Raw genomic sequence first — 19,793 nt, forward strand, 5'->3', positions numbered from 1 at the left:
TGCGAAGACAGGAAAGGCGAAGCAGAGATGCGCGCGCACGGATATGCGACAACTGTGCGACGAGTGTGGGGAGATTAGCAGGTCGACGTGACCCTGTGACCAGTCGTTTTCGTGCTCAGAGCCGGTGCGCCGCGCCGGTCGGTGTGGCCCCGCGCGTGTCCAGCAGCAACTGCGCCTTCACCGACAGGCCTTGGAGGTCGTACGTCCGGTGCTGCTGGAGCAGGATCGTCAGGTCGGCGTCCGCCGCCGCCTCGTAGAGGGAGTCCGCGCGGGGGACCGGGCGGTCGAGGACGCTCCAGGACGGGATGTGCGGGTCGTGGTAACTGACGGAGGCGCCGAGTTCCATGAGGCGGATCGCGATCTCCTGGGCGGGGGTGGCCTGTTGGTCGGCGAGGTCGGCCTTGTAGGTGACGCCGAGGAGGAGGACGCGGGCCCCGCGCGCGGACTTGCCGTGTTCGTTGAGGAGCGTGGCGGCGCGCTGGATGACGTAGCGGGGCATCTGGTTGTTGACCTGCTGGGCGAGTTCGACCATGCGGAGCGGGCGGCCGCCGTGTGCCGTCAGGTCCTGGGGGACGGCGTGGCCGCCGACGCCGGGGCCGGGGCGGAAGGCCTGGAAGCCGAACGGCTTGGTCTCCGCGCAGCGGATGACGTCCCAGAGGTCGACGCCCAAGTCGTGGCACAGGACGGCCATTTCGTTGACGAGGGCGATGTTGACGTGCCGGAAATTGGTCTCCAGTAGCTGCACGGTTTCCGCTTCGCGCAGTCCACGCGCGCGTACCACCTTGTCGGTGAGACGGCCGTAGAAGGCGGCGGCCGATTCGGTGCAGGCCGGGGTGAGGCCGCCGATCACCTTGGGGGTGTTGGCCGGGGTGAAGTCGCGGTTGCCGGGGTCGACGCGGCTGGGGGAGTAGGCGAGGTGGAAGTCGCGGCCCGCGCGGAGGCCCGATCCCTCTTCGAGGAGCGGGCGCAGGAAGTCCTCGGTGGTGCCGGGGTGCACCGGTGACTCCAGGATCACCGTGGTGTGCGGGCGCAGGTGGGCCGCGAGGGCGCGGGCGGCCGTCTCCACCTGGCTGAGGTCGAGTCCGCCGTCCGCGTCCGGGGGTGTCGGTGCGCAGATCACGGCGGTGCGTACGCGGCCGAGCTCGGCGGGGTTCGTGGCCGACCGGAAGCCCCCCGAGAGCATCCGGCGCAGTTCGGCGGGGCTGAGGGAGCCGGCCTCGGGGCCGGTCTTGAAGCCGACCGTGGCGATACCGGCGGCGACAGCGGCCTGGGCCAGGGGCAGGCCGAGAGGACCGAGTCCGATGACGGCGAGATCTGCGGGCATGGCGTGGGCCGTCCTTCCCAGTAACCGAAGCGGGACAGGTGCGCAAGCCCTGTGGACAGAACGAGCGAGCGCAATGTCAGACTAGGAGTAAATATGACCGTTATGCGGGATTGGACGGCTGTGTTTTTCTGCGGTCCTGTGATTGTTGTCCACAGGCTGGGGGCGAGTGGTGGCTGAAGTCGGGCATCCCGGTCAGAATTTGGGCAGGAGGGAAACGAACCGGGCTTCGCCGAACGGGTGCGGCCGGCGCTACCGATAGCGGGAGGCAGCGGTGAGGACAGCGACACTGGGTCCGGCGCAGCGAGCCGAGGCACTGGCGGGAATGGCCGAGCGCGAACTGGATGTGCTCGTCGTGGGCGGAGGTGTGGTCGGCGCGGGCACCGCCCTGGACGCCGTGACCCGCGGTCTGTCCACGGGACTGGTCGAGGCGCGCGACTGGGCCTCGGGCACGTCCAGCAGGTCGAGCAAGCTCATCCACGGAGGTCTGCGGTATCTGGAGATGCTCGACTTCGCCCTCGTCCGCGAGGCCCTCAAGGAACGCGGACTGCTCCTGGAGCGCCTCGCCCCGCACCTGGTGAAGCCGGTGCCGTTCCTGTACCCCCTCCAGCACAAGGGCTGGGAGCGCCTCTACGCCGGCTCGGGCGTCGCGCTCTACGACGCGATGTCCATGGCTCGCGCGCACGGCCGGGGTCTGCCCACGCACCGCCACCTGAGCCGCCGTCACGCCCTGCGCGTGGCACCCGCGTTGAAGAAGGACGCCCTGGTGGGGGCCCTTCAGTACTACGACGCCCAGATGGACGACGCCCGCTATGTGGCCACCCTGGTGCGCACGGCGTCGTCGTACGGCGCGAAAGTCGCCAACCGCGCGCGGGTGACCGGGTTCCTGCGTGAGGGCGAGCGGGTGGTCGGCGCCAAGGTGGAGGACGTCGAGGCGGGCGGCGAGTACGAGATCCGCGCCAAGCAGATCGTGAACGCCACGGGTGTGTGGACCGACGACACCCAGGCGATGGTCGGCGAGCGCGGGCAGTTCCACGTCCGGGCCTCCAAGGGCATCCACCTCGTCGTCCCCAAGGACCGCATCAACTCCACCAGCGGACTGATCCTGCGCACCGAGAAGTCCGTGCTGTTCGTCATCCCGTGGGGCCGGCACTGGATCGTCGGCACCACCGACACCGACTGGGACCTAGACAAGGCCCACCCGGCCGCGTCCAGCGCCGACATCGACTACCTCCTTGAGCATGTGAACTCGGTGCTCGCGGTGCCGCTGACCAGAGACGACGTCCAGGGTGTGTACGCGGGACTGCGTCCCCTGCTGGCCGGCGAGTCCGACGCCACCAGCAAGTTGTCGCGCGAGCACACCGTCGCGCATCCGGTGCCGGGGCTCGTCGTCGTGGCGGGCGGCAAGTACACGACGTACCGGGTGATGGCCAAGGACGCCGTGGACGAGGCGGTGCACGGCCTCGACATGCGGGTCGCCGAATGCGTCACCGAGGACGTGCCGCTGATCGGCGCGGAGGGCTACCGGGCGCTGTGGAACGCGCGGGCGCGCATCGCCTCGAAGACCGGCATCCATGTGGTGCGCGTGGAGCACCTGTTGAACCGTTTCGGGTCGATGTCGGAGGAGGTCCTCGACCTCATCGCCAAGGACCCGACACTCGGCGAACCCCTCCAGTTCGCCGACGACTATCTGCGCGCCGAGATCGTCTACGCCGCCTCGCACGAGGGTGCACGGCACCTGGACGACGTACTGACCCGCCGTACCCGCATCTCCATCGAGACCTTCGACCGGGGCACGCGCAGCGCCCGTGAGGCCGCCGAGTTGATGGCACCGGTGCTCGGCTGGGACAAGGACCAGATCGAGCGCGAGGTCGAGCACTACGAGAAGCGGGTGGAGGCCGAGCGGGAGTCGCAACGCCAGCCCGACGACCTGACGGCGGACGCGGCGCGGTTGGGGGCGCCGGACATCGCGCCGCTGTAGCGACACCGGGTCGGGTGCGGTCGGTTTCGGTTGGGGCCGGTTTCGGCTGGGGTCGGTCTCGCTCGGACCAGTCCTGCTCGGACCAGTCCCGCTCGGGACCGGCTTCGCTCTTGGTCGGCTTCACTCGAACGAGTGTCGTGATCTGGGATCTTTGTCCGGAACCCGGCCGTTCTACGAGGTGCGGGGGCAGAACTCGGCGGCGAGCAGGGCCGGTTCGAGGCCGGGGTCTGCGATCTCGCTCGTGTTCACACGGAAGGTGAGGACATGCCGGCCGTCGACGGTGGCTGCGGTGCGCACGTAGCTGCCCGAGATCCGGCCGTTGTGCCCCCACACCGTGGTGCCGCACGGGAGTTTCACCGGAAACAGGCCCATGCCGTACGAGCCCTGTGCGGTACGGGTGTTGAGCATCTCGCGCAGTTGGCGCGAGGGCAGTAGTCCGCCGCCGAGCAGGGCCGAGTAGAAGCGGTCCAGATCGGCGAGCGTGGTCACCAGCTCGCCCGCGGCGCCGGCCACCCGCGGGTCGAGATCCGTGACGTCGGAGCCGTCGGCGGCGTAGGCCCGGCCGTGCGGCGCGGGAAGAGTGGTGCGGGAGCCCGGGAAGGAGGTGCCCGTCAGACGCAGCGGAGCGATGATGCGGCGCTCGGCCTCGGTGGCGTACGAGTTGCCGGTGACCTGTCGGATCACCAGGCCGAGCAGCACGTAGTTGGTGTTCGAGTAGGAGAAGCGGCCGCGATCGGCCGGAGGGTGGGTGAGGGCTATACGGATGGCCTCGGTCGGGGAGACAGGGATCGTGCCCCGGGTGAGCGCGGTGAAGTCGTACAGGCCGCTGGTGTGGGTGAGCAGGGAGCGGAGGGTCAGCGCGCGCCCGTCGTTGCCCGCTCCGTGTACCAGACCGGGCAGGTGCTGCTCCACCGTGTCGGACAGGGACAGCCGGTGTTCGGCGGCGAGTTGGAGGATCACCGTCGCGATGAAGGTCTTCGTGATGCTGCCGGCGCGGAAGTGGTCGGCGCGGGTGATGCCGGTTCCGGCTTGTGCGTAGTCCGTCCTGCCGGGTGCCTGGTCCGTCCCGGTCTGTGCCTGGTCCGTTCGGTTCCGCGCACGGTCCGTTCCGGCCCGGCTGTCGCGGGGGCCCGTGCTGTCCTGGGCCAGTAGTGCCGCCGCGGGGGCTTCGCCTCGGGTGACCAGGAGTGTGACCAGGGCGTTCGTGGCCGTTGCCGGGTGGGCCCGGGAGGGGGCCGGGGACAGGCAGAGGAGGGCCAGGGACACCGGAATGGCCAGGAGTGTCCGAGGAGTGGGCATCGTGATCCTCCGTTCTCGGAGCTCATCGTGCAGCACTTGGCTGTGTGACCTGCGGCGGATATCCGACTGATGTGCCCTCGGTGCGTGGGGAAAGGCCCCCTGGGCGTTGGGCACTTGTTCGGTGGGGGACAATGGAGGCTCTGTCAGGGCGGGTTGCATGAGGGGACGCATGTCGGAGGCGGAGCGGGCGGGGACATCCCGTCAAGACACTCGTCAGGACAAGAACGAGCGTCTTCTCGCCGGGCGGTACCGGTTGGGAGAAGTGCTCGGCCGCGGAGGCATGGGCACGGTGTGGCGTGCCGAGGACGAAACCCTGGGCCGGACGGTCGCCGTCAAGGAGCTGCGGTTCCCGTCCAGCATCGACGAGGACGAGAAGCGCCGGCTGATCACGCGGACGTTGCGCGAGGCCAAGGCCATCGCGCGGATCCGCAACACCAGCGCGGTGACGGTCTTCGACGTGGTCGACGAGGACGACCGGCCCTGGATCGTCATGGAGTTGGTCGAGGGCAAGTCGCTCGCCGAGGCCATCCGGGAGGACGGTCTGCTCGAACCGCGGCGTGCGGCGGAGGTCGGGCTCGCGATACTCGACGTGCTCCGCTCCGCGCACCGGCAGGGCATCCTGCACCGCGACGTGAAGCCGTCGAACGTGCTGATCGCCGAGGACGGCCGGGTCGTGCTCACCGACTTCGGTATCGCGCAGGTCGAGGGCGACCCGTCGATCACCTCCACCGGCATGCTCGTCGGCGCGCCCTCCTACATCTCCCCGGAGCGGGCCCGCGGGCACAAGCCGGGTCCGGCGGCCGACCTGTGGTCGCTCGGCGGGTTGCTGTACGCGGCGGTCGAGGGCGCACCGCCGTACGACAAGGGTTCCGCGATCGCCACGCTCACCGCGGTGATGACCGAGCCGTTGGAGGAGCCGAAGAACGCCGGGCCGTTGAAGGACGTCATCTACGGCCTGCTGAACAAGGATCCCGCCCAGCGTCTCGACGACGCGGGTGCCCGGGCGATGCTCAACGCGGTGATCCACGCGCCGGAGCCCAAGGCGGCCGAGCCGGAGCCGGTGCCGGCGGTGGACGCCACGAGGGTGGTGCCGTTGCCCGCGCAGCCGGGGCCGGCCGAGGCCGGTGGCAAGAAGAGCGGTGGCGGGGGTTCGGCGGGGGCCGAGCGGTTGCGTGGGGCGTTGCGGTCCATGCGGAAGGCCGCGGGGGGTTCGGCGGGGGCCGGGGCGGCGACTTCGGCGGCAGCGGGTTCGGGTGTGGCTGAGGGGTCGGCTCCGGCTCCGGCTACGAGTCCGGGTTCCGCTGCGGGTACGGGATCGGGTAAGGGTCCGGGTTCTGGTGGGGCTTCAACTCCCGTTGCTGGTAAGCCCGGTGGCTCGGTTGCGGGTGCCGGTGCGGCTGGTGCCGGGACCGGTGCGGTCGGTGCTTCGGGCAAGAGTGCTTCGGGTGCTTCGGGTGCTTCGGAGGCCAGGGGCTCCAGTGGTGCGAAGGGTGCGGCGGCTGGCGGGGCTGGTGCTGCGTCTGCTGGTTCCGGGGCTGTTGCTGCTGGGTCTCGGACGCCTGGGGTGCCTTCGGCTCGGGCTGGGGGCGATTCCGGGTCGGTGACCCGTTCCGGGACGTCGACCGGCGCGGGAGCTGCGGGTGGCGCGGGCGGCACGGGTGGCGCTGCCGGTGCAGGCGCTGCGGCCGGTTCGGCGGCGAAGGTCGGTGGGGCGGACCCGGGTACGCGTGATCTGGGTGCGCAGGCGTCGGATGTGCAGGCGTCGGATGTGCAGTCGTCGGGGTTGCGGGAGCAGGGTCTGCGGGACTCCGGTACCCGGGACAGCGGTACGCACGAAGTGGGCACGCGGGCGGACAACTCGGGTTCGGGCGGGCGGAGTTCGGGGTGGCCCGTGATGACGCCGCCGGATCTGCCGCCGCGGTCGGTGCCGAGGGCGCCGCTCACCGATGTGGTGCCGAAGCGGACGTTGGTGATCATCGCGGTCGTCTTCCTGCTCGCGGTGATCGGGGTGGTGCTGGCGTTCACGCTCGGTGGCGGTGACGACAGCGGCTCGAAGGGGTCGAAGAAGAACGACGGCGGCAAGACGGTCGCCAGCGCGAGTGCGAGCGCGAGCGCCGGAACGGACACCAAGAAGGACGACGGCGACAAGGCGAGCACGGGCGGTGCGCAGGCCGACTCCTCGGCGACGGCGTCCGCTTCGAGCGGCACATCGTCCTCCACCGGTAAGAACGCGTCCGGCGGGAGCGGTACCGAGACGGACGGTTCCTCGGACGGCGCCGCGGTCGTGAAGACGTACAAGGGGAGCCAGGGGTTCTCGATAGGCCTGCCCGCCGGGTGGTCGTACCAGTCGACGGACTCCGCCGGAGTCCGGTTGGTCGGCCCCGACGGGCAGAAGCTGCTGATCGCCTGGACCAGTACGCCCAAGGGCGATCCGGTGGCGGACTGGAAGAGCCAGGAGCAGTACATGACGCGCTCCGGGTACACGCGGATCCGAATAGCGGGGGTGAGCTACCGGGGCTGGAACACGGCCGACTGGGAGTTCACCTATGAGGACGGCGGGACGAAGTACCGCACGATCGACCGCGGGTTCGTCGTCAACAGTCATCTCGGATATGCGCTCATGTACACCGCGAAAGCTGCCAATTGGGACAGCGAACTCCGTAAGGACACCTGGACGACCCTGACAAAGACGTTCGAACCGAAGTCGTGAGGCGGGTGGGTTCGGGTTTGGCGCGCCAGATCCGTCAACCCCTCTTTGTGGGTTGCCTCCGGCACGTATCGTGAGTGGTTGCGGACCGTACGCATCCAGGTATGTAGGCGGAACGGGGCGCAAGGCGAACGGAATTGACCAACCGGGCGGCCGGGGGAGGCAACGTGGACGACTATGCGGGTCGGGTGCTCGCCGACCGCTACCGCCTGCCGCTGCCGCCCTCCGACGAGTACGAACTCACCGAGTCCCGGGCCTTCGACACCTACAGCGGGCAGGAAGTCCTGGTACGCCAGGTGCCGTTGCCGGAGGTCGTCGAGGCGGAGGTGCTCGGCGAGGACGGGCTGCCCGACGGGTTCACGGCGCGTGATCGCGGGGCGCGGCGGCCGACCACGGCGCGGACCGCCACACGGCGGCCCACCGATCCGGCGGTACGGCGTGCGGTCGAGGCCGCGCAGGCCGCGGCGCGGATCCCTGATCACCCCCGGCTGGACCAGGTCTTCGACGTGTTCGCCGAGGGCGGTTCGCTGTGGATAGTGAGCGAACTGGTGTCCGCCCAGCCGTTGTCAGCGCTGCTCGTCGAGAAGCCGTTGTCGCCGTACCGGGCGGCCGAGGTCGCGTCCGACGTGCTGATGGCGCTGCGGGTGCTGCACGCGCACGGCTGGGTGCACCGGAACATCACCGCGCGCACGGTGCTCGTCTGCGACGACGGCCGCGTGATGCTGACCGGGCTCGCGGTCGGAGCGGCGGAGGAGGCACTGTGCGGCTACGACCCGGTGCCGGTCCAGGACGGCGAGGACGGGGCCGGGGCCGAGGGGCAGCACGGTGCCGGGGCGCCGGGGCGGCAAAGTGGCGGTGCGCAGGGGCAGTTCGGCGGCCGAGCCGGTACGGGACCCGGCGGCGGGGCGGTGGTACCCGCGGGGCCCGGTGCGCAGCAGGGCGGTTCCAGGCACCCCGGGGGTTCCACGGCTCCCGGTGGTTCGACGGCTCCGGCCGGCTTCATGGCTCCGGGCGGTTCGAGGGCTCCCTCAGGACCGGTGGCTCCAGGCGGTTCTCACTCTCCTTCTCCCTCAGGTCCCCTGGCCGCCGCGGCCGGCTCCACAACTCCCGGCGGTTCTACGGTTCCTGCGGTCCCCGGTGACTCCCGCGGAGGCGGCGCCGGTGGTGGCGGGGCGATCGGCTTCGGGGGCGCGCGTGGCGGTACGGGCGCCGGTGCGGCCCCCGCTGCCGTAGGTCCCGGTGGTGTGGACCCCGAGGCCGCCCGGCGGGCGGCGATCGAGGCGCGGGCCGCCGGAGGGCTGCCCGGAGTCGGTGTGGAGGGCGGCGGCGGGAGCGGGTCCTCCGCCGCGCCGGCCCGCAGGGAAGCGGAGGCAGGCGGTGACGTCCGGGCCGCGCGGGCCGGGGCGATCGCCGCGTACCGGGCCGGCGCGCGAGCCGCTGCCCGCGTGCAGGAGACCCAGCCGGGGCGCCCTGCGCTGCCCGGTGCCCGGCCGGCGGCGGAGGACGACCGCGGCGCCGCACAGGCCAACGGTTCGGCCCAACTGCCGTACTCCGGCGGCAACGGCGTGGAACACACGGCCGGCACCACGCCCCCCGGCCAGATAGCCGACCCCTACGGCGTCCGCAACACCGCCTGGCACGACGCGACACCGCGCCCCGGCGCCCCGTCCCCGACAGACACGTTCCTCGGCCCGGACGCCCAGGCTCACGGCGGCGAGGCTCGTCCCTACGGCCCGGCCATCCCGGCTGACGGTGGCGAGGCTCGTCCCTACGACACGGCCGTTCCGGCTGACGGCGCCGACGTCCATCCCTACGGCGGAGACACTCGTCCCTACGGTGCGGGTACCTCGGGCCGCGGCACGGACACGTATCCCTACGGTGCGGGTACCGCCGCCCATGGCACGGAGACGTCCCCCTACGGTGCGGGTCCCGCGCCCCACGGCACGGACACGTCCCCCTACGGCGTCCGCCAGCCCGCCGCCGGTCAACCCGTCGTACCCCCTGCCGGTAATCCGCACCTTCCCACTCCCGCGAACTCTCCCCGCCCCCCGGCCCGTTGGGACGAACTCGCCGCCGCCGGTGCTCCCGCCCGTCGGGGTCCCGCCACCGCGCTGGCCGCCGAGCGGGCTCGGCAGGTGCGGATGACGGTGGTGGGACCGGTCACCGAGCGGTGGGCGCCTGAGCAGGCTGTGCCGGTGCACGAGAACTGGCAGTTGGCCGCGCCGATCGGGCCGGCCACCGATCTGTGGGCGCTGGGGGCGTTGCTCTTCCGGGCCGTGCAGGGGCATGCGCCGTATCCCGAGGAGGCGACCGCCGAGCTCGTGCAGCTCGTGTGTGCGGAGCCGCCCGCCTTCGCGGAGGAGTGCGGGCCGCTGCGGCCGGTCGTCGAGTCGCTGTTGCGGCAGGACCCGACCGAGCGGCTCGACTTCGAGGAACTGCGGGGCTGGCTGCGGTCGTTGGTGCGTTCCGCGCCCGAGCCCGAGGCCGGTACGTATGTCGTCGCCACCCCGCCCACCGACCCGCGGCGGCTGCCGATCGTGCGCAGGCGCGGCGAGTTGGTGCGCAGGCGCCGGGCCGGGCTGCCCGCGACCAGTCCGCACGGCCGGCACAAGCGGGCCAAGCAGGAGATCGAAGGCTCGCCCCGGCGGCTGGGCCGGACTCTGCTCATCCTCATATTCCTGCTGCTGGCCGGTGCCGTCGCCTACGCCATGCTCTTCCTGCCCAAGTCCGGGGAGGACACCGGTGCCGGGCAGGGGGACAGGACGGGAGCAGCGGGGGACGTCAGCCCCGCGCCCAGCGAGTCCTCGGCCGCGGCGAGCAGCCAGCCGCAGCCCGACCAGACCTCGCCCGCGGCGGGCAACAGCCCCTCCACGTCCGCCGGTTCGACCCCGACGGGGAGCGGCTCGAACGTCGCCGACGGCTTCGTGCTGCGCAAGGACTCCGAGGGGTTCCAGATCGCCGTCGCCAAGGGCTGGACCCGCACGCCCAAGAACGGGAGCGGCCAAGTCGTCTACTCGCACGGCGACTTCGAGCTGATCGTCGTGGCGGGGCGGGACAGTGCCACGACGAACGGCAGCGATCCGATGGTGTATCAGCGGGACAAGGAGCGGGAGTTGGCGCCCTACCGTGCGTCCAGTTGGGCCACGGCGACCGGGCTGCGGACCATCACGGTGGGCGGAAAGACCATGGCCGAGGGGCAGTTCACCTGGACGGACAGCCAGGGCGGCGACCTGTTCGTGCGCAACATGGCGTTCCTCATCGACGGCCGCTACCACATCGTGCAGGTACGCGGCCCGGAGGCCCAACGGGACGAGGTGACACGGCTGTACGAGCAGGCGTCGTCGACCTACCAGTACACCGGGTGACCTGCGAAGGCGGCTCGCCGTAGCCCCATGGTTCCCGTTCGGGCGCAGAAGCGACAACCGTCACAGTGCGGTCTCCGTGGTACCCCGCTGGTTCCCTGGACGAGGGCCTGTCCTTACGCTGAGCCTGTCAAGAGCATTGCGGGGAAACGTGAATCAGATGCAGGGCCTGCTCCTCGCGGGGCGCTATCGGCTGGCCGAATCGATCGGCAGCGGCGGCATGGGCCGGGTGTGGCGTGCCCACGACGAGGTGCTGCACCGGGCCGTCGCCATCAAGGAGTTGACGGCCGCGCTCTATGTGTCCGAGAGCGACCAGCCGAGACTTCTGGCGCGCACCCGCGCCGAGGCGCGCGCCGCCGCCCGGATCAACCACTCCGCCGTCGTCACCGTCCACGACGTACTCGAACACGACGGCCGCCCCTGGATCGTCATGGAGCTGGTCGAGGGCAACTCGCTGGCCGACGAGGTCAAGGAGCAGGGCCGGATCGAGCCGGCCGAGGCCGCGCGCGTCGGCGTGTGGGTGGTGCGCGCGCTGCGCGCCGCGCACGCCGCCGGCGTCCTGCACCGTGACGTGAAGCCGGGCAACGTGCTGCTCGGGCAGGACGGCCGGGTGCTGCTCACCGACTTCGGCATCGCGCAGATCGAGGGCGACAGCACCATCACGCGTACGGGAGAGGTCGTCGGCTCCGTCGACTACCTCGCCCCCGAGCGCGTCCGCGGCGCCGATCCCGGACCCTCCTCCGACCTGTGGGCGCTGGGCGCCACGCTCTACACGGCCGTCGAGGGCCGTTCGCCGTTCCGCCGCACCTCGCCGCTGTCCACCATGCAGGCCGTCGTCGAGGAGGAGGCCGGCGAGCTGCGGTACGCCGGCCCGCTCGCACCCGTCATCGCCGCGCTGCTGAACAAGGATCCCGCGCTGCGGCCCGACGCGGACCAGACCGAGCAGATGCTCGCGGAGGCCGCCGAGGGGCGCCGGCCGCGGTCGGCGCAGGAGTGGCTGCCGACGCAGCACGTGGGCTCGCGGGCCGAGAGTTTCACCCAGGACACGCCCGGCACGGGCGCGACGCCGTACGCGCCGGGAGCCTCGGGTGCGACTCCGTATCCGTCGGGGGCCTCGGGTGCGACGCCGTACCCGTCGGTGGCCTTGGGCGCGGTGCCCTATCCGTCGGCGACCGGGTCGGCCACCCACCAGACGCCTCTCGTCGGCGGTACGGCCATCCCGCCCGCCTCGCTCGTCCCGCCCAGGCGCCGCCGGTTCCGTTCGGTCGTCCTGGTGGTCGTCCTCGCCGCGCTCGTCGGCGGCGGTACGGCGCTGGGACTGCAGAAGTGGCACCAGGACCGGGAGTCGGTCGGGAGCCCCGGCGCCACCACCTCGCAGAGCCCCTCGGGCGGTGCCTCGGCCTCGACCTCGGCTCCGGCGCAGGGTTCCCTTCCCGCCAACTGGGAGATCCACCACGACCCTTGGGGCTTCGACATCTCGCTCCCCAAGGGCTGGTCGCGGAAGGTCTACAGCGACAGCGGCGGCATCAAGCAGGTCGACTACACGCCCGACAGCGGGAAGCACTTCGTCCGCATCGCCATCGACGCCACCCCGGACTTTCCCACCGCGTACGCCCACCAGTTGGACCTGGAAGTGCAGCTCCGGCGCCTGGTCGACTACAACAGGGTGACCCTGGAGGAGAACACCTACCGCGACCGTCCGGGCTCCCTCTGGGACTACACCTGGACCGCGCAGGCGAAGGACACCCCCTACCCGGGGCCGCGGCGCGCCATCGAGGAGACCTACATGTCCCGTGACGGCGTCGAGTTCGCGATCTACATGTCGTCGCCGGCCGCCGACTGGGCCACGACGAGCGCGCAGTTCAAGTCGGTCCTGCAGACCTGGAGTCCCGGCTCGGGCTGACGGCTGCCGGTTGCGTCATGATGGTGCGCATGGGGACCGAGGGGGACAACGTCCGGGTGATCGCCGGGCGTTACCGACTGGAGCAGCGGCTCGGGCGCGGTGGCATGGGCGTCGTGTGGCGGGCGACCGACCAACTCCTGGGCCGGCAGGTCGCCGTCAAGGAGGTCGCCCAGGACGACACCCTCTCCGAGGAGGAGGCCCGCCGGCACCGTGACCGCACGCTGCGCGAGGCACGGGCGGTGGCGCAGTTGCGGCACCCGCACATCATCGTCGTGCACGACGTCGTCGAGCAGGACGAACGGCCGTACATCGTCATGGAGTTGATCGGTGGCGGTTCGCTCGCCGACCGGATCTCCAGTCGTGGCCCGGTCGACGCCGACGAGGCCGCGCGGATCGGGATCGCCCTGCTCGGCGCGCTGCGCACGGCACACGCGGCGGGCATCCTGCACCGGGACATCAAACCGGCGAACGTACTGCTGGAGCCGGCCACCGACCGGGCGGACTCCGGCCGAGCCGATTCCGACCGCGTCGTCCTGACCGACTTCGGCATCGCGCAGGTCGCGGGTGCCACGACGCTCAGCGAGAGCGGTGTGTTCGTCGGCTCGCCCGAGTACACCGCGCCGGAGCGGATGTCGGGCGCGCGGACCGGTCCCGCGTCCGACCTGTGGTCCCTCGGCGCGCTGCTGTGCACGGTGCTGAGCGGTGAATCGCCGTTCCGGCGCGACTCGTTGGGCGGCATCCTGCACGCGGTCGTCGTCGACGAGATCCGCCCGCCCGAGCAGGTCCGGCCACTGCTTCCCGTCGTACGAGGGCTGCTCGAGCGCGATCCGGAACGGCGGCTGGGGGCGGCGGAGGCGGAGCGGATGCTGCGGGCCTTCCTGGAGACCGGGCGCACGCCGGGCGCCGCGCCTTCGGACCGTACGGCGCACCCGGCGCCGGGCTACACACCGACCCAACGGGACGTGCCGAAAAGGCGGTTGGCCACCCAGGCGGCACCGCAGGACCCCGCGCACTCCGGGACGGCGGAGCAGCAGTCGCCGCCCCGGCGTTCCACGCGCGGTGTGCTCGTGGCGGCGTTGCTGGTCGCGGCGATGGCGGGGGCCGGAGTGTCGGCCGCCGCGCTCCTGATGCGAGGGGACGGCGCCGGGGGCGCCGCCGCGCCGGTGAGTTCGGCGCCGTCGACGTCCACGAGTGCCGGTACCTCGGCACCACCGTCCTCGACCCCCTCGAAGAGTTCCCCCACCCCCTCGAAGAGCCCCGACACCCCCTCGAAGAGTCCCAACACCCCTACCGCGCCCTCCGGTTACCGCATCGCCCACGACCCCGACGGCTTCGCCCTCGCCGTACCGGAGGACTTCGTGCGCGTACCGCAGGGTGAGCGCATCTTCTACATGTCGCCGGGGGAGACCTTCCGCCTGGGCATCAAGATGACCGACCCCGAAACGGGCGGCCCGCTCGCGGTGATGAAGAGCGCGGCGGCCGAGGGGGCGGACACGAACCCCGGTTACCACGACGGCAAGGTCACCGACACCACGCACTACGGACACCCCGCCGCGCTCTGGGAGTTCAGTTGGAACGGCTTCAGCACGGCGGAGGGGCCCCGGCACACGTACGACATGTGCTGGGAGGAGGACGGCCGGATGTACGACGTGTGGGTGTCGGCGCCGGTCGGGAAGGTGCGGGAGGCGAAGGAGTACTTCGACGTCGCGCTGGACACGTTCGGACCGGCATAAAAGGGAGATAGGTGACCGTTCGAGTCACGGGTGTGTGACCGGAAAGCATTCCCTGTGGATACCGGAGCGGTCGCCGCGATATGGATGGACGTATGAGCAGCGACGGGGGAGCCCGACACGGAGCCGACGAGCCGACGAGTTTCGCTCTGCAACCACCGGCTTTGCAGCCATCGGCTCCGCAATCACCGGCTTTGCAGCCATCGGCTCCGCAATCACCGGCTTTGCAGCCATCGGCTCCGCAGCCGCCGAACCCGCGCACGGCCGTGCCGGTGCAGGTGCCGCACCCGGACAATCCCTACGCGACGCCCGCCCCGGCGCCCGACCCCGGCACCGGGCGGCTCATAGCCGAGCGGTACCGGCTGCTCGGCAAGCTCGGGCACGGCGGGATGGGCACGGTGTGGCGCGCCAAGGACGAGACGGTGGACCGCGAGGTCGCCGTCAAGGAACCGCGCGTCCCGGATCATCTTCCCGAACGCGAACGTGCCAACGCTTTCGAGCGGATGCGCCGCGAGGCCCGCGCGGCGGCCCGGCTCGACCACCCGGCCGTCGTGAACGTGCACGACGTGGCCGTCGTCGACGGTCAGCCGTGGATCGTGATGGAACTGGTGACCGGCCGCTCGCTGGGCGACGCGTTGCAGGAGGGCACCCTCGACGCACGCGACGCGGCCCGGATCGGCCTTCAGGTGCTCGGCGCGCTGGAGGCCGCGCACGCGGCGGGCGTCCTGCACCGTGACGTCAAGCCGGACAACGTCCTGCTGGGCCGCTACGACCGGGTCGTCCTGACCGACTTCGGCATCGCCCAGATCGAGGGCGAGACGAACCTGACGGACACCGGCGGTTTCGTCGGCTCGCCCGAATACATCGCGCCGGAACGGGTGTTGGGCCAACGCCCCGGCCCCGCCTCCGACCTCTGGTCCCTCGGTGTGGTCCTGTACGCGGCGACGGAGGGCGTCTCGCCGTTCCGCCGCAGCAACACCCCCGCCACCCTCCAGTCGGTCCTCAACGCCGCGCCCGCACCGCCGACTTCGGCGCCGGGCCCGCTCGCCGCACTCATCACCGGCCTGCTGGCCAAGGACCCGTCGAGCCGCCCGAACGCGGCCCAGGTGCGTGCCGTACTCGAATCGGTGGCGAACCCGCCCGCGCCGTCCTCGACGCAGGAGGTGCGGTACGTCGAAAGACCCGGCGGAAGACGCCGGCCCGGCCGCAAGACGTGGTTCGGGCTCGGTGCCGTGGTCGTCGCGGCGGCGGTGGCAGCCGCGTACGTGGTGTTCGGCAACCCGTTCGCGGGGCCGCTGCCGCACGGCTGGGCGAAGCATCACGTGTCCGATGTGGCCGCGACGCTCGCCGTCCCGGCCGCGTACCAGCGGACCACCCCCGACCGCACTTCGGACAAGAGCCACTGGGTCACGTACACCGATCCGAGCGGCAGCATCTGGATCTTCCTGAGCCTCGACAAGAAGTCCGAGGACACCAACGGCTACATCAAGGACTCGGCGGCGGCCGAAATGTACTCGGACAACGGCGACTTCAAGACCAGCGGCAGTGTCGACCTCGACATGGGCAAGGCCACGGAGACCGTCCCGAAGCCGACCGGCACGTACCAGGGCCGACCGTCGGCCGAGAATACGGTCACCTACGACTCCGACGACACCCAGAACCCCCTCCCGCGCGAGCTGAGGATCCTCTACTACAAGACCTCCGCCGGCGACATGTACCGGCTCATCGTCAGCTACCCGGGCAAGGGCGACTTCACGGCCCGCGGCCGCGAGGTGGCGCGGGCGGCGATCGCGAACCTGGACATCGACACGCTGTGAGCGGCGGTACGGACGCCGAGCTCGCGGTCATGAGCGTGCGCGCGCTCGGCGACCGCGGTCTGCCGCGCGACGTGATCGACGTGTACGCCGCCCGCCACCTCTACTCCGCCGTGGAACTGGAGCAGTTGGGCCTGCGCGACGGCGGAGCGGACTTCGACCTCTTCGGGCTGCGGGACCGGTTGGAGAGCGTGGTCTGGGTGAGCGACGAGGAGTTCACGGCCCACGGACTCGATGCGCGGGAGATCGCGGAACTGCGGCGGTGGGCCCTGGAGTGGGAGTCCGACTTGGGGCTGCGGCTCGCCGAGGAGTACGCGGACGAGCCGGATCCCGATGAATGCCAAGTTGCGGCACCTCAGAGGGAGTTGGACGCGCGTCGACAAGGCCGTACCCGGCACGGTACTGATGGGGCATGAGCGAAGTCGGCGAACAGGTGCGCGACGGACGGCTGGTCGGCGGTCGCTACCGGCTGCTCGAACGGATCGGCTCCGGCGGCATGGGCACCGTATGGCGCGCGTTCGACGAACTCGTGGACCGCGAAGTCGCCGTCAAACAGCCGCGGTTGCCCGGCTACCCGGAGGACGAGGAGTTCCAGCGCGCCGCCCACCGGCTCTACCGCGAGGCCCGCGCCGCCGCCCGCGTCGACCATCCCTCCGCCGTGGCCATCCACGATGTCGTCATCGAGGACGAACTCCCGTGGATCGTCATGGAGTTGGTCCGCGGCGAGTCCCTGCACGAACTGCTCGCGCGTGGCCCCCTCGCCCCAGCCGAGGCCGCCCGCATCGGCCTCGCCGTCCTCGGCGCCCTGCGCGCCGCGCACGCCGTGGGGATAGTGCACCGCGATGTGAAACCCGCCAACGTCCTGCTCGGTCCCCACGACCGCGTCGTCCTCACCGACTTCGGCATCGCGCACATCCAGGGCGAGGAATCCCTCACCGCCAGCGGGGAGTTCGTGGGTTCGCTCGAATTCATCGCCCCCGAGCGGATGTCGGGCACGGGCGCGGGCCCGTCCTCCGACCTGTGGTCCCTGGGCGTCCTCCTGTACGCGGCCGTCGAAGGCGCGTCCCCTTTCCGCCGTACGACCGTGGAGTCCACCCTCGGCGCCATCCTCGCCGGCGACCCACCCGAGCCGACCCGGTCGGGGCCTCTCGCGCCGCTGGTCCTACGGCTGTTGGCGCGGGAGCCGGAGTCGCGGCCGGAGGCGGAGGAGGTCGGCGTGGTACTGGAGGCGGTGGCCGCGGGGAAGGACGTACCGGAGCCGCCGCTCAGCGTCCAGGACGCGGAGCCCGAGGGCGCCTCGGCTGCGGCCGCCAACGACCCTGTGCCGCAGCCCGAGTTGGAGTCCGCGCCCAAGTCCCGCCGCCCCCGCCACCGTTCGCTTCTCATCACCCTCGGGGTACTCCTCCTGGCGGGTCTGGTCTTCGGCACCGTCCTGGAGAACGTCCTCGACAAGGACTCCTGGACCGCTCACCGGCGGGAGGGCATGAACGCGGTCCTCTCCCTCCCCTCCCAGTACCGGCTTCTCCGGACACAGGCGGCATCCGGCAGCCGTACCGTCACCTACGGCACCGGCGCACTGCGCGTCCGCCTCACGGAATGGGACAAGGCCCCCGGCTCACCTCTCACCGAGGCCCAGTCCTGGGGCGAGGACACCTCCGACCCCCGCTACACGCGCACCAGCTTCCACGGGAACAAGGACGCCGTCCTGGCCGACACCACCTACGACCAGTCGGGCGTCCTCACCCGCGCCATGGCCCTGGTCATCCGCACCGCCGGTCACCGCATGTACGAACTGCGCGTGGACATGCCCAAGGGCACCCCGGACGAGAAGAAGGGCACGGCCCTCTTCAAGGGCGCCCGCGACCGGATCACCCTCACGGAAAACTGACCAACGGGTGATCGTCCCTGGTCAACGCCCTGATCAGCGCGTTTGTTGCCAGTGATCACTGGCGTGATGTGAGCGCCCGGTGAAACCCGATTACCGACGGGTACCCAAAGCCCCCGTGGCGGCATACGCTGCCGCACATGACGGACTCGCAGGCCCCGGAAAAGACCGGTACGGAAACCACGACCGGCACGAACCCCCTCGCGCCGGCCCCCACAGGCGCCCGTACCGCCGCCGATGTGGTGACCCCGGAGCTGGTCGCCCAGCTCACGAAGGGGGTGGCCGGCTCCGGCCGGACCGCCAACCACTCACCGTTCACCGGCGAGAAGCTCGCCGACCTGCCCGAGTCCACACCCGAGGACGTGGCGAAGGCCTTCGACGCGGCCCGCGCCGCGCAGGCCCTCTGGGAGCAGACACCGGTACGGCAGCGCGCCGCGGTCCTGCTCCGCTTCCACGATCTCGTCCTCGCCCGCCAGGCCGAGGTCCTCGACCTGATCCAACTGGAGACAGGCAAGGCGCGGCTGCACGCGCACGAGGAGGTGCAGGCCGTCGCCGTCGCGGCCCGCCACTACGGCCGCAAGGCCCCCGCCTACCTCAAGCCGAAGCGGCACACCGGCGCCGTCCCGACCCTCACCAAGGTCACCGAACTCCGCCACCCGCGCGGGGTGGTCGGGCAGATCGCCCCCTGGAACTACCCGCTCGAACTCTCCGTCGGCGACGCGCTCCCGGCCTTCGCGGCGGGCAACGCGGTCGTGATGAAGCCGGACACCGAGACCTGCCTGACCGCCCTCTGGGCCCGCGACCTCCTCATCGAGGCGGGCCTGCCGGCCGACCTCTTCCAGGTCGTCCTCGGCGAGGGCCCGGTCGTCGGCCCCGAGGTGGTCAAGCACGCCGACTACGTCTCCTTCACCGGCTCCACCCGCACCGGCCGCCAGGTCGCGCGGAGCGCCGCCGCCCGCCTGGTCGGCGTCTCCCTCGAACTCGGCGGCAAGAACGCGATGTTGGTCCTGGAGGACGCGGACATCGAGAAGGCGGCGGCGGGCGCGGTCCGCGCCTGCTTCTCCTCCGCCGGCCAACTCTGCGTCTCCATCGAGCGGTTGTACGTCCACGAGTCGATCGCCGACACCTTCCTGGACCGCTTCGCCGCCCGCACGAAGGCGATGCGCCTGGGCACCGCCCTCGCGTACGGCGCGGACATGGGATCGCTGGCGGGGGAACGGCAGTTGGAGTCGGTCACGCGGCACGTGGACGAGGCGGTGGCCAAGGGCGCCAAGCTCGTCGCCGGCGGCGTCGCCCGCCCCGACATCGGCCCGTACTTCTTCGAGCCCACCATCCTCGACGGCGTCGAGGCCCCCATGTCCGTCTGCGCCGAGGAGACCTTCGGCCCGGTCGTCTCCGTCTACCGCTTCAAGACGGACGACGAGGTCGTGGAAGAGGCCAACTCCACGCCGTACGGCCTCAATTCCTCGGTCTGGACGAAGAACGCCCACCGAGGCCGCACGATCGCCGCCCGCCTGCGCACCGGCACGGTCAACATCAACGAGGGCTACGCCTCCGCCTACGGCAGCGTCCAGTCCCCGATGGGCGGCATGAAGGACTCCGGCCTCGGCCGCCGCCACGGCTCCGAGGGCATCCTCAAGTACACCGAGGCCCAAACGGTGGCCCAGCAGCGGTTGTTGCCCATGGCTCCCTCGCTGGGAATGACCGACGAGGCGTACGCGCAGTTCATGAGCCGCAGCCTCCGGGTGATGAAGGCATTCCGGCTCAGGTAGACCACAACGCACCCGCACG

The 19,793-nt window shown here is 71.4% G+C and carries 11 protein-coding genes; 9 read left to right on the top strand and 2 right to left on the bottom strand.

From position 1 onward, the window contains the following. Positions 1-115: 115 nt before the first annotated feature. Positions 116-1,324 carry a nucleotide sugar dehydrogenase gene (locus OG223_RS32030; protein ID WP_329256033.1) on the bottom strand — a complete coding sequence of 403 codons (1,209 nt, stop codon included), beginning with the start codon at positions 1,322-1,324 and terminating at the stop codon, positions 116-118. Positions 1,325-1,595: 271 nt separating this feature from the next. Between OG223_RS32030 and OG223_RS32035 the strand changes: the two genes are divergently transcribed. Continuing rightward, positions 1,596-3,302, top strand: a complete 1,707-nt coding sequence (locus tag OG223_RS32035; protein ID WP_329256035.1) for a glycerol-3-phosphate dehydrogenase/oxidase — start codon at positions 1,596-1,598, stop codon at positions 3,300-3,302. Between the two features lie 171 nt (positions 3,303-3,473). On the opposite strand, the gene OG223_RS32040 is transcribed toward OG223_RS32035, so the two are convergent. After that, complete coding sequence (locus tag OG223_RS32040) at positions 3,474-4,601, bottom strand: serine hydrolase domain-containing protein (RefSeq protein WP_329256037.1); 1,128 nt, start codon at positions 4,599-4,601, stop codon at positions 3,474-3,476. A 169-nt stretch (positions 4,602-4,770) separates the two neighbouring features. Here OG223_RS32040 and OG223_RS32045 point away from each other — a divergent pair, with 169 nt between their 5' ends. The 8 genes from OG223_RS32045 to OG223_RS32080 all read left to right on the top strand — a co-directional run bounded on the left by OG223_RS32045 (position 4,771) and on the right by OG223_RS32080 (position 19,774). Beyond that, positions 4,771-7,311, top strand: coding sequence for a serine/threonine-protein kinase (locus OG223_RS32045; protein ID WP_329265579.1), 2,541 nt, complete (start codon positions 4,771-4,773; stop codon positions 7,309-7,311). A 164-nt stretch (positions 7,312-7,475) separates the two neighbouring features. Continuing rightward, positions 7,476-10,673, top strand: coding sequence for a protein kinase (locus OG223_RS32050; RefSeq protein WP_329256039.1), 3,198 nt, complete (start codon positions 7,476-7,478; stop codon positions 10,671-10,673). 157 nt (positions 10,674-10,830) lie between these two features. Further along, positions 10,831-12,573 carry a serine/threonine-protein kinase gene (locus tag OG223_RS32055; protein ID WP_329265582.1) on the top strand — a complete coding sequence of 581 codons (1,743 nt, stop codon included), beginning with the start codon at positions 10,831-10,833 and terminating at the stop codon, positions 12,571-12,573. 29 nt (positions 12,574-12,602) lie between these two features. Beyond that, a complete protein-coding gene (locus OG223_RS32060) occupies positions 12,603-14,306 on the top strand; it encodes a serine/threonine-protein kinase (protein WP_329256041.1) in 1,704 nt (567 codons plus the stop codon). A gap of 92 nt (positions 14,307-14,398) precedes the next feature. Next, on the top strand, positions 14,399-16,120 hold the full coding sequence (locus OG223_RS32065; protein WP_329256043.1) for a protein kinase domain-containing protein: 1,722 nt from the start codon (positions 14,399-14,401) through the stop codon (positions 16,118-16,120). Further along, positions 16,117-16,533, top strand: coding sequence for a hypothetical protein (locus OG223_RS32070; protein WP_329256045.1), 417 nt, complete (start codon positions 16,117-16,119; stop codon positions 16,531-16,533). Before OG223_RS32065 ends, OG223_RS32070 begins: the two co-directional genes overlap by 4 nt. Continuing rightward, the gene (locus OG223_RS32075) at positions 16,530-18,005 is read left to right on the top strand and encodes a serine/threonine-protein kinase (protein WP_329256047.1); all 1,476 of its coding nucleotides are present in this window, start codon (positions 16,530-16,532) and stop codon (positions 18,003-18,005) included. The genes OG223_RS32070 and OG223_RS32075 overlap by 4 nt, the downstream gene beginning before the upstream one ends. Positions 18,006-18,142: 137 nt before the next feature. Then, positions 18,143-19,774, top strand: coding sequence for a succinic semialdehyde dehydrogenase (locus OG223_RS32080; RefSeq protein ID WP_329256049.1), 1,632 nt, complete (start codon positions 18,143-18,145; stop codon positions 19,772-19,774). The last annotated feature ends 19 nt before the right edge of the window (positions 19,775-19,793 follow it).

Origin of the sequence: Streptomyces sp. NBC_01478, from assembly GCF_036227225.1 — a bacterium.
Lineage (GTDB): Bacteria > Actinomycetota > Actinomycetes > Streptomycetales > Streptomycetaceae > Streptomyces.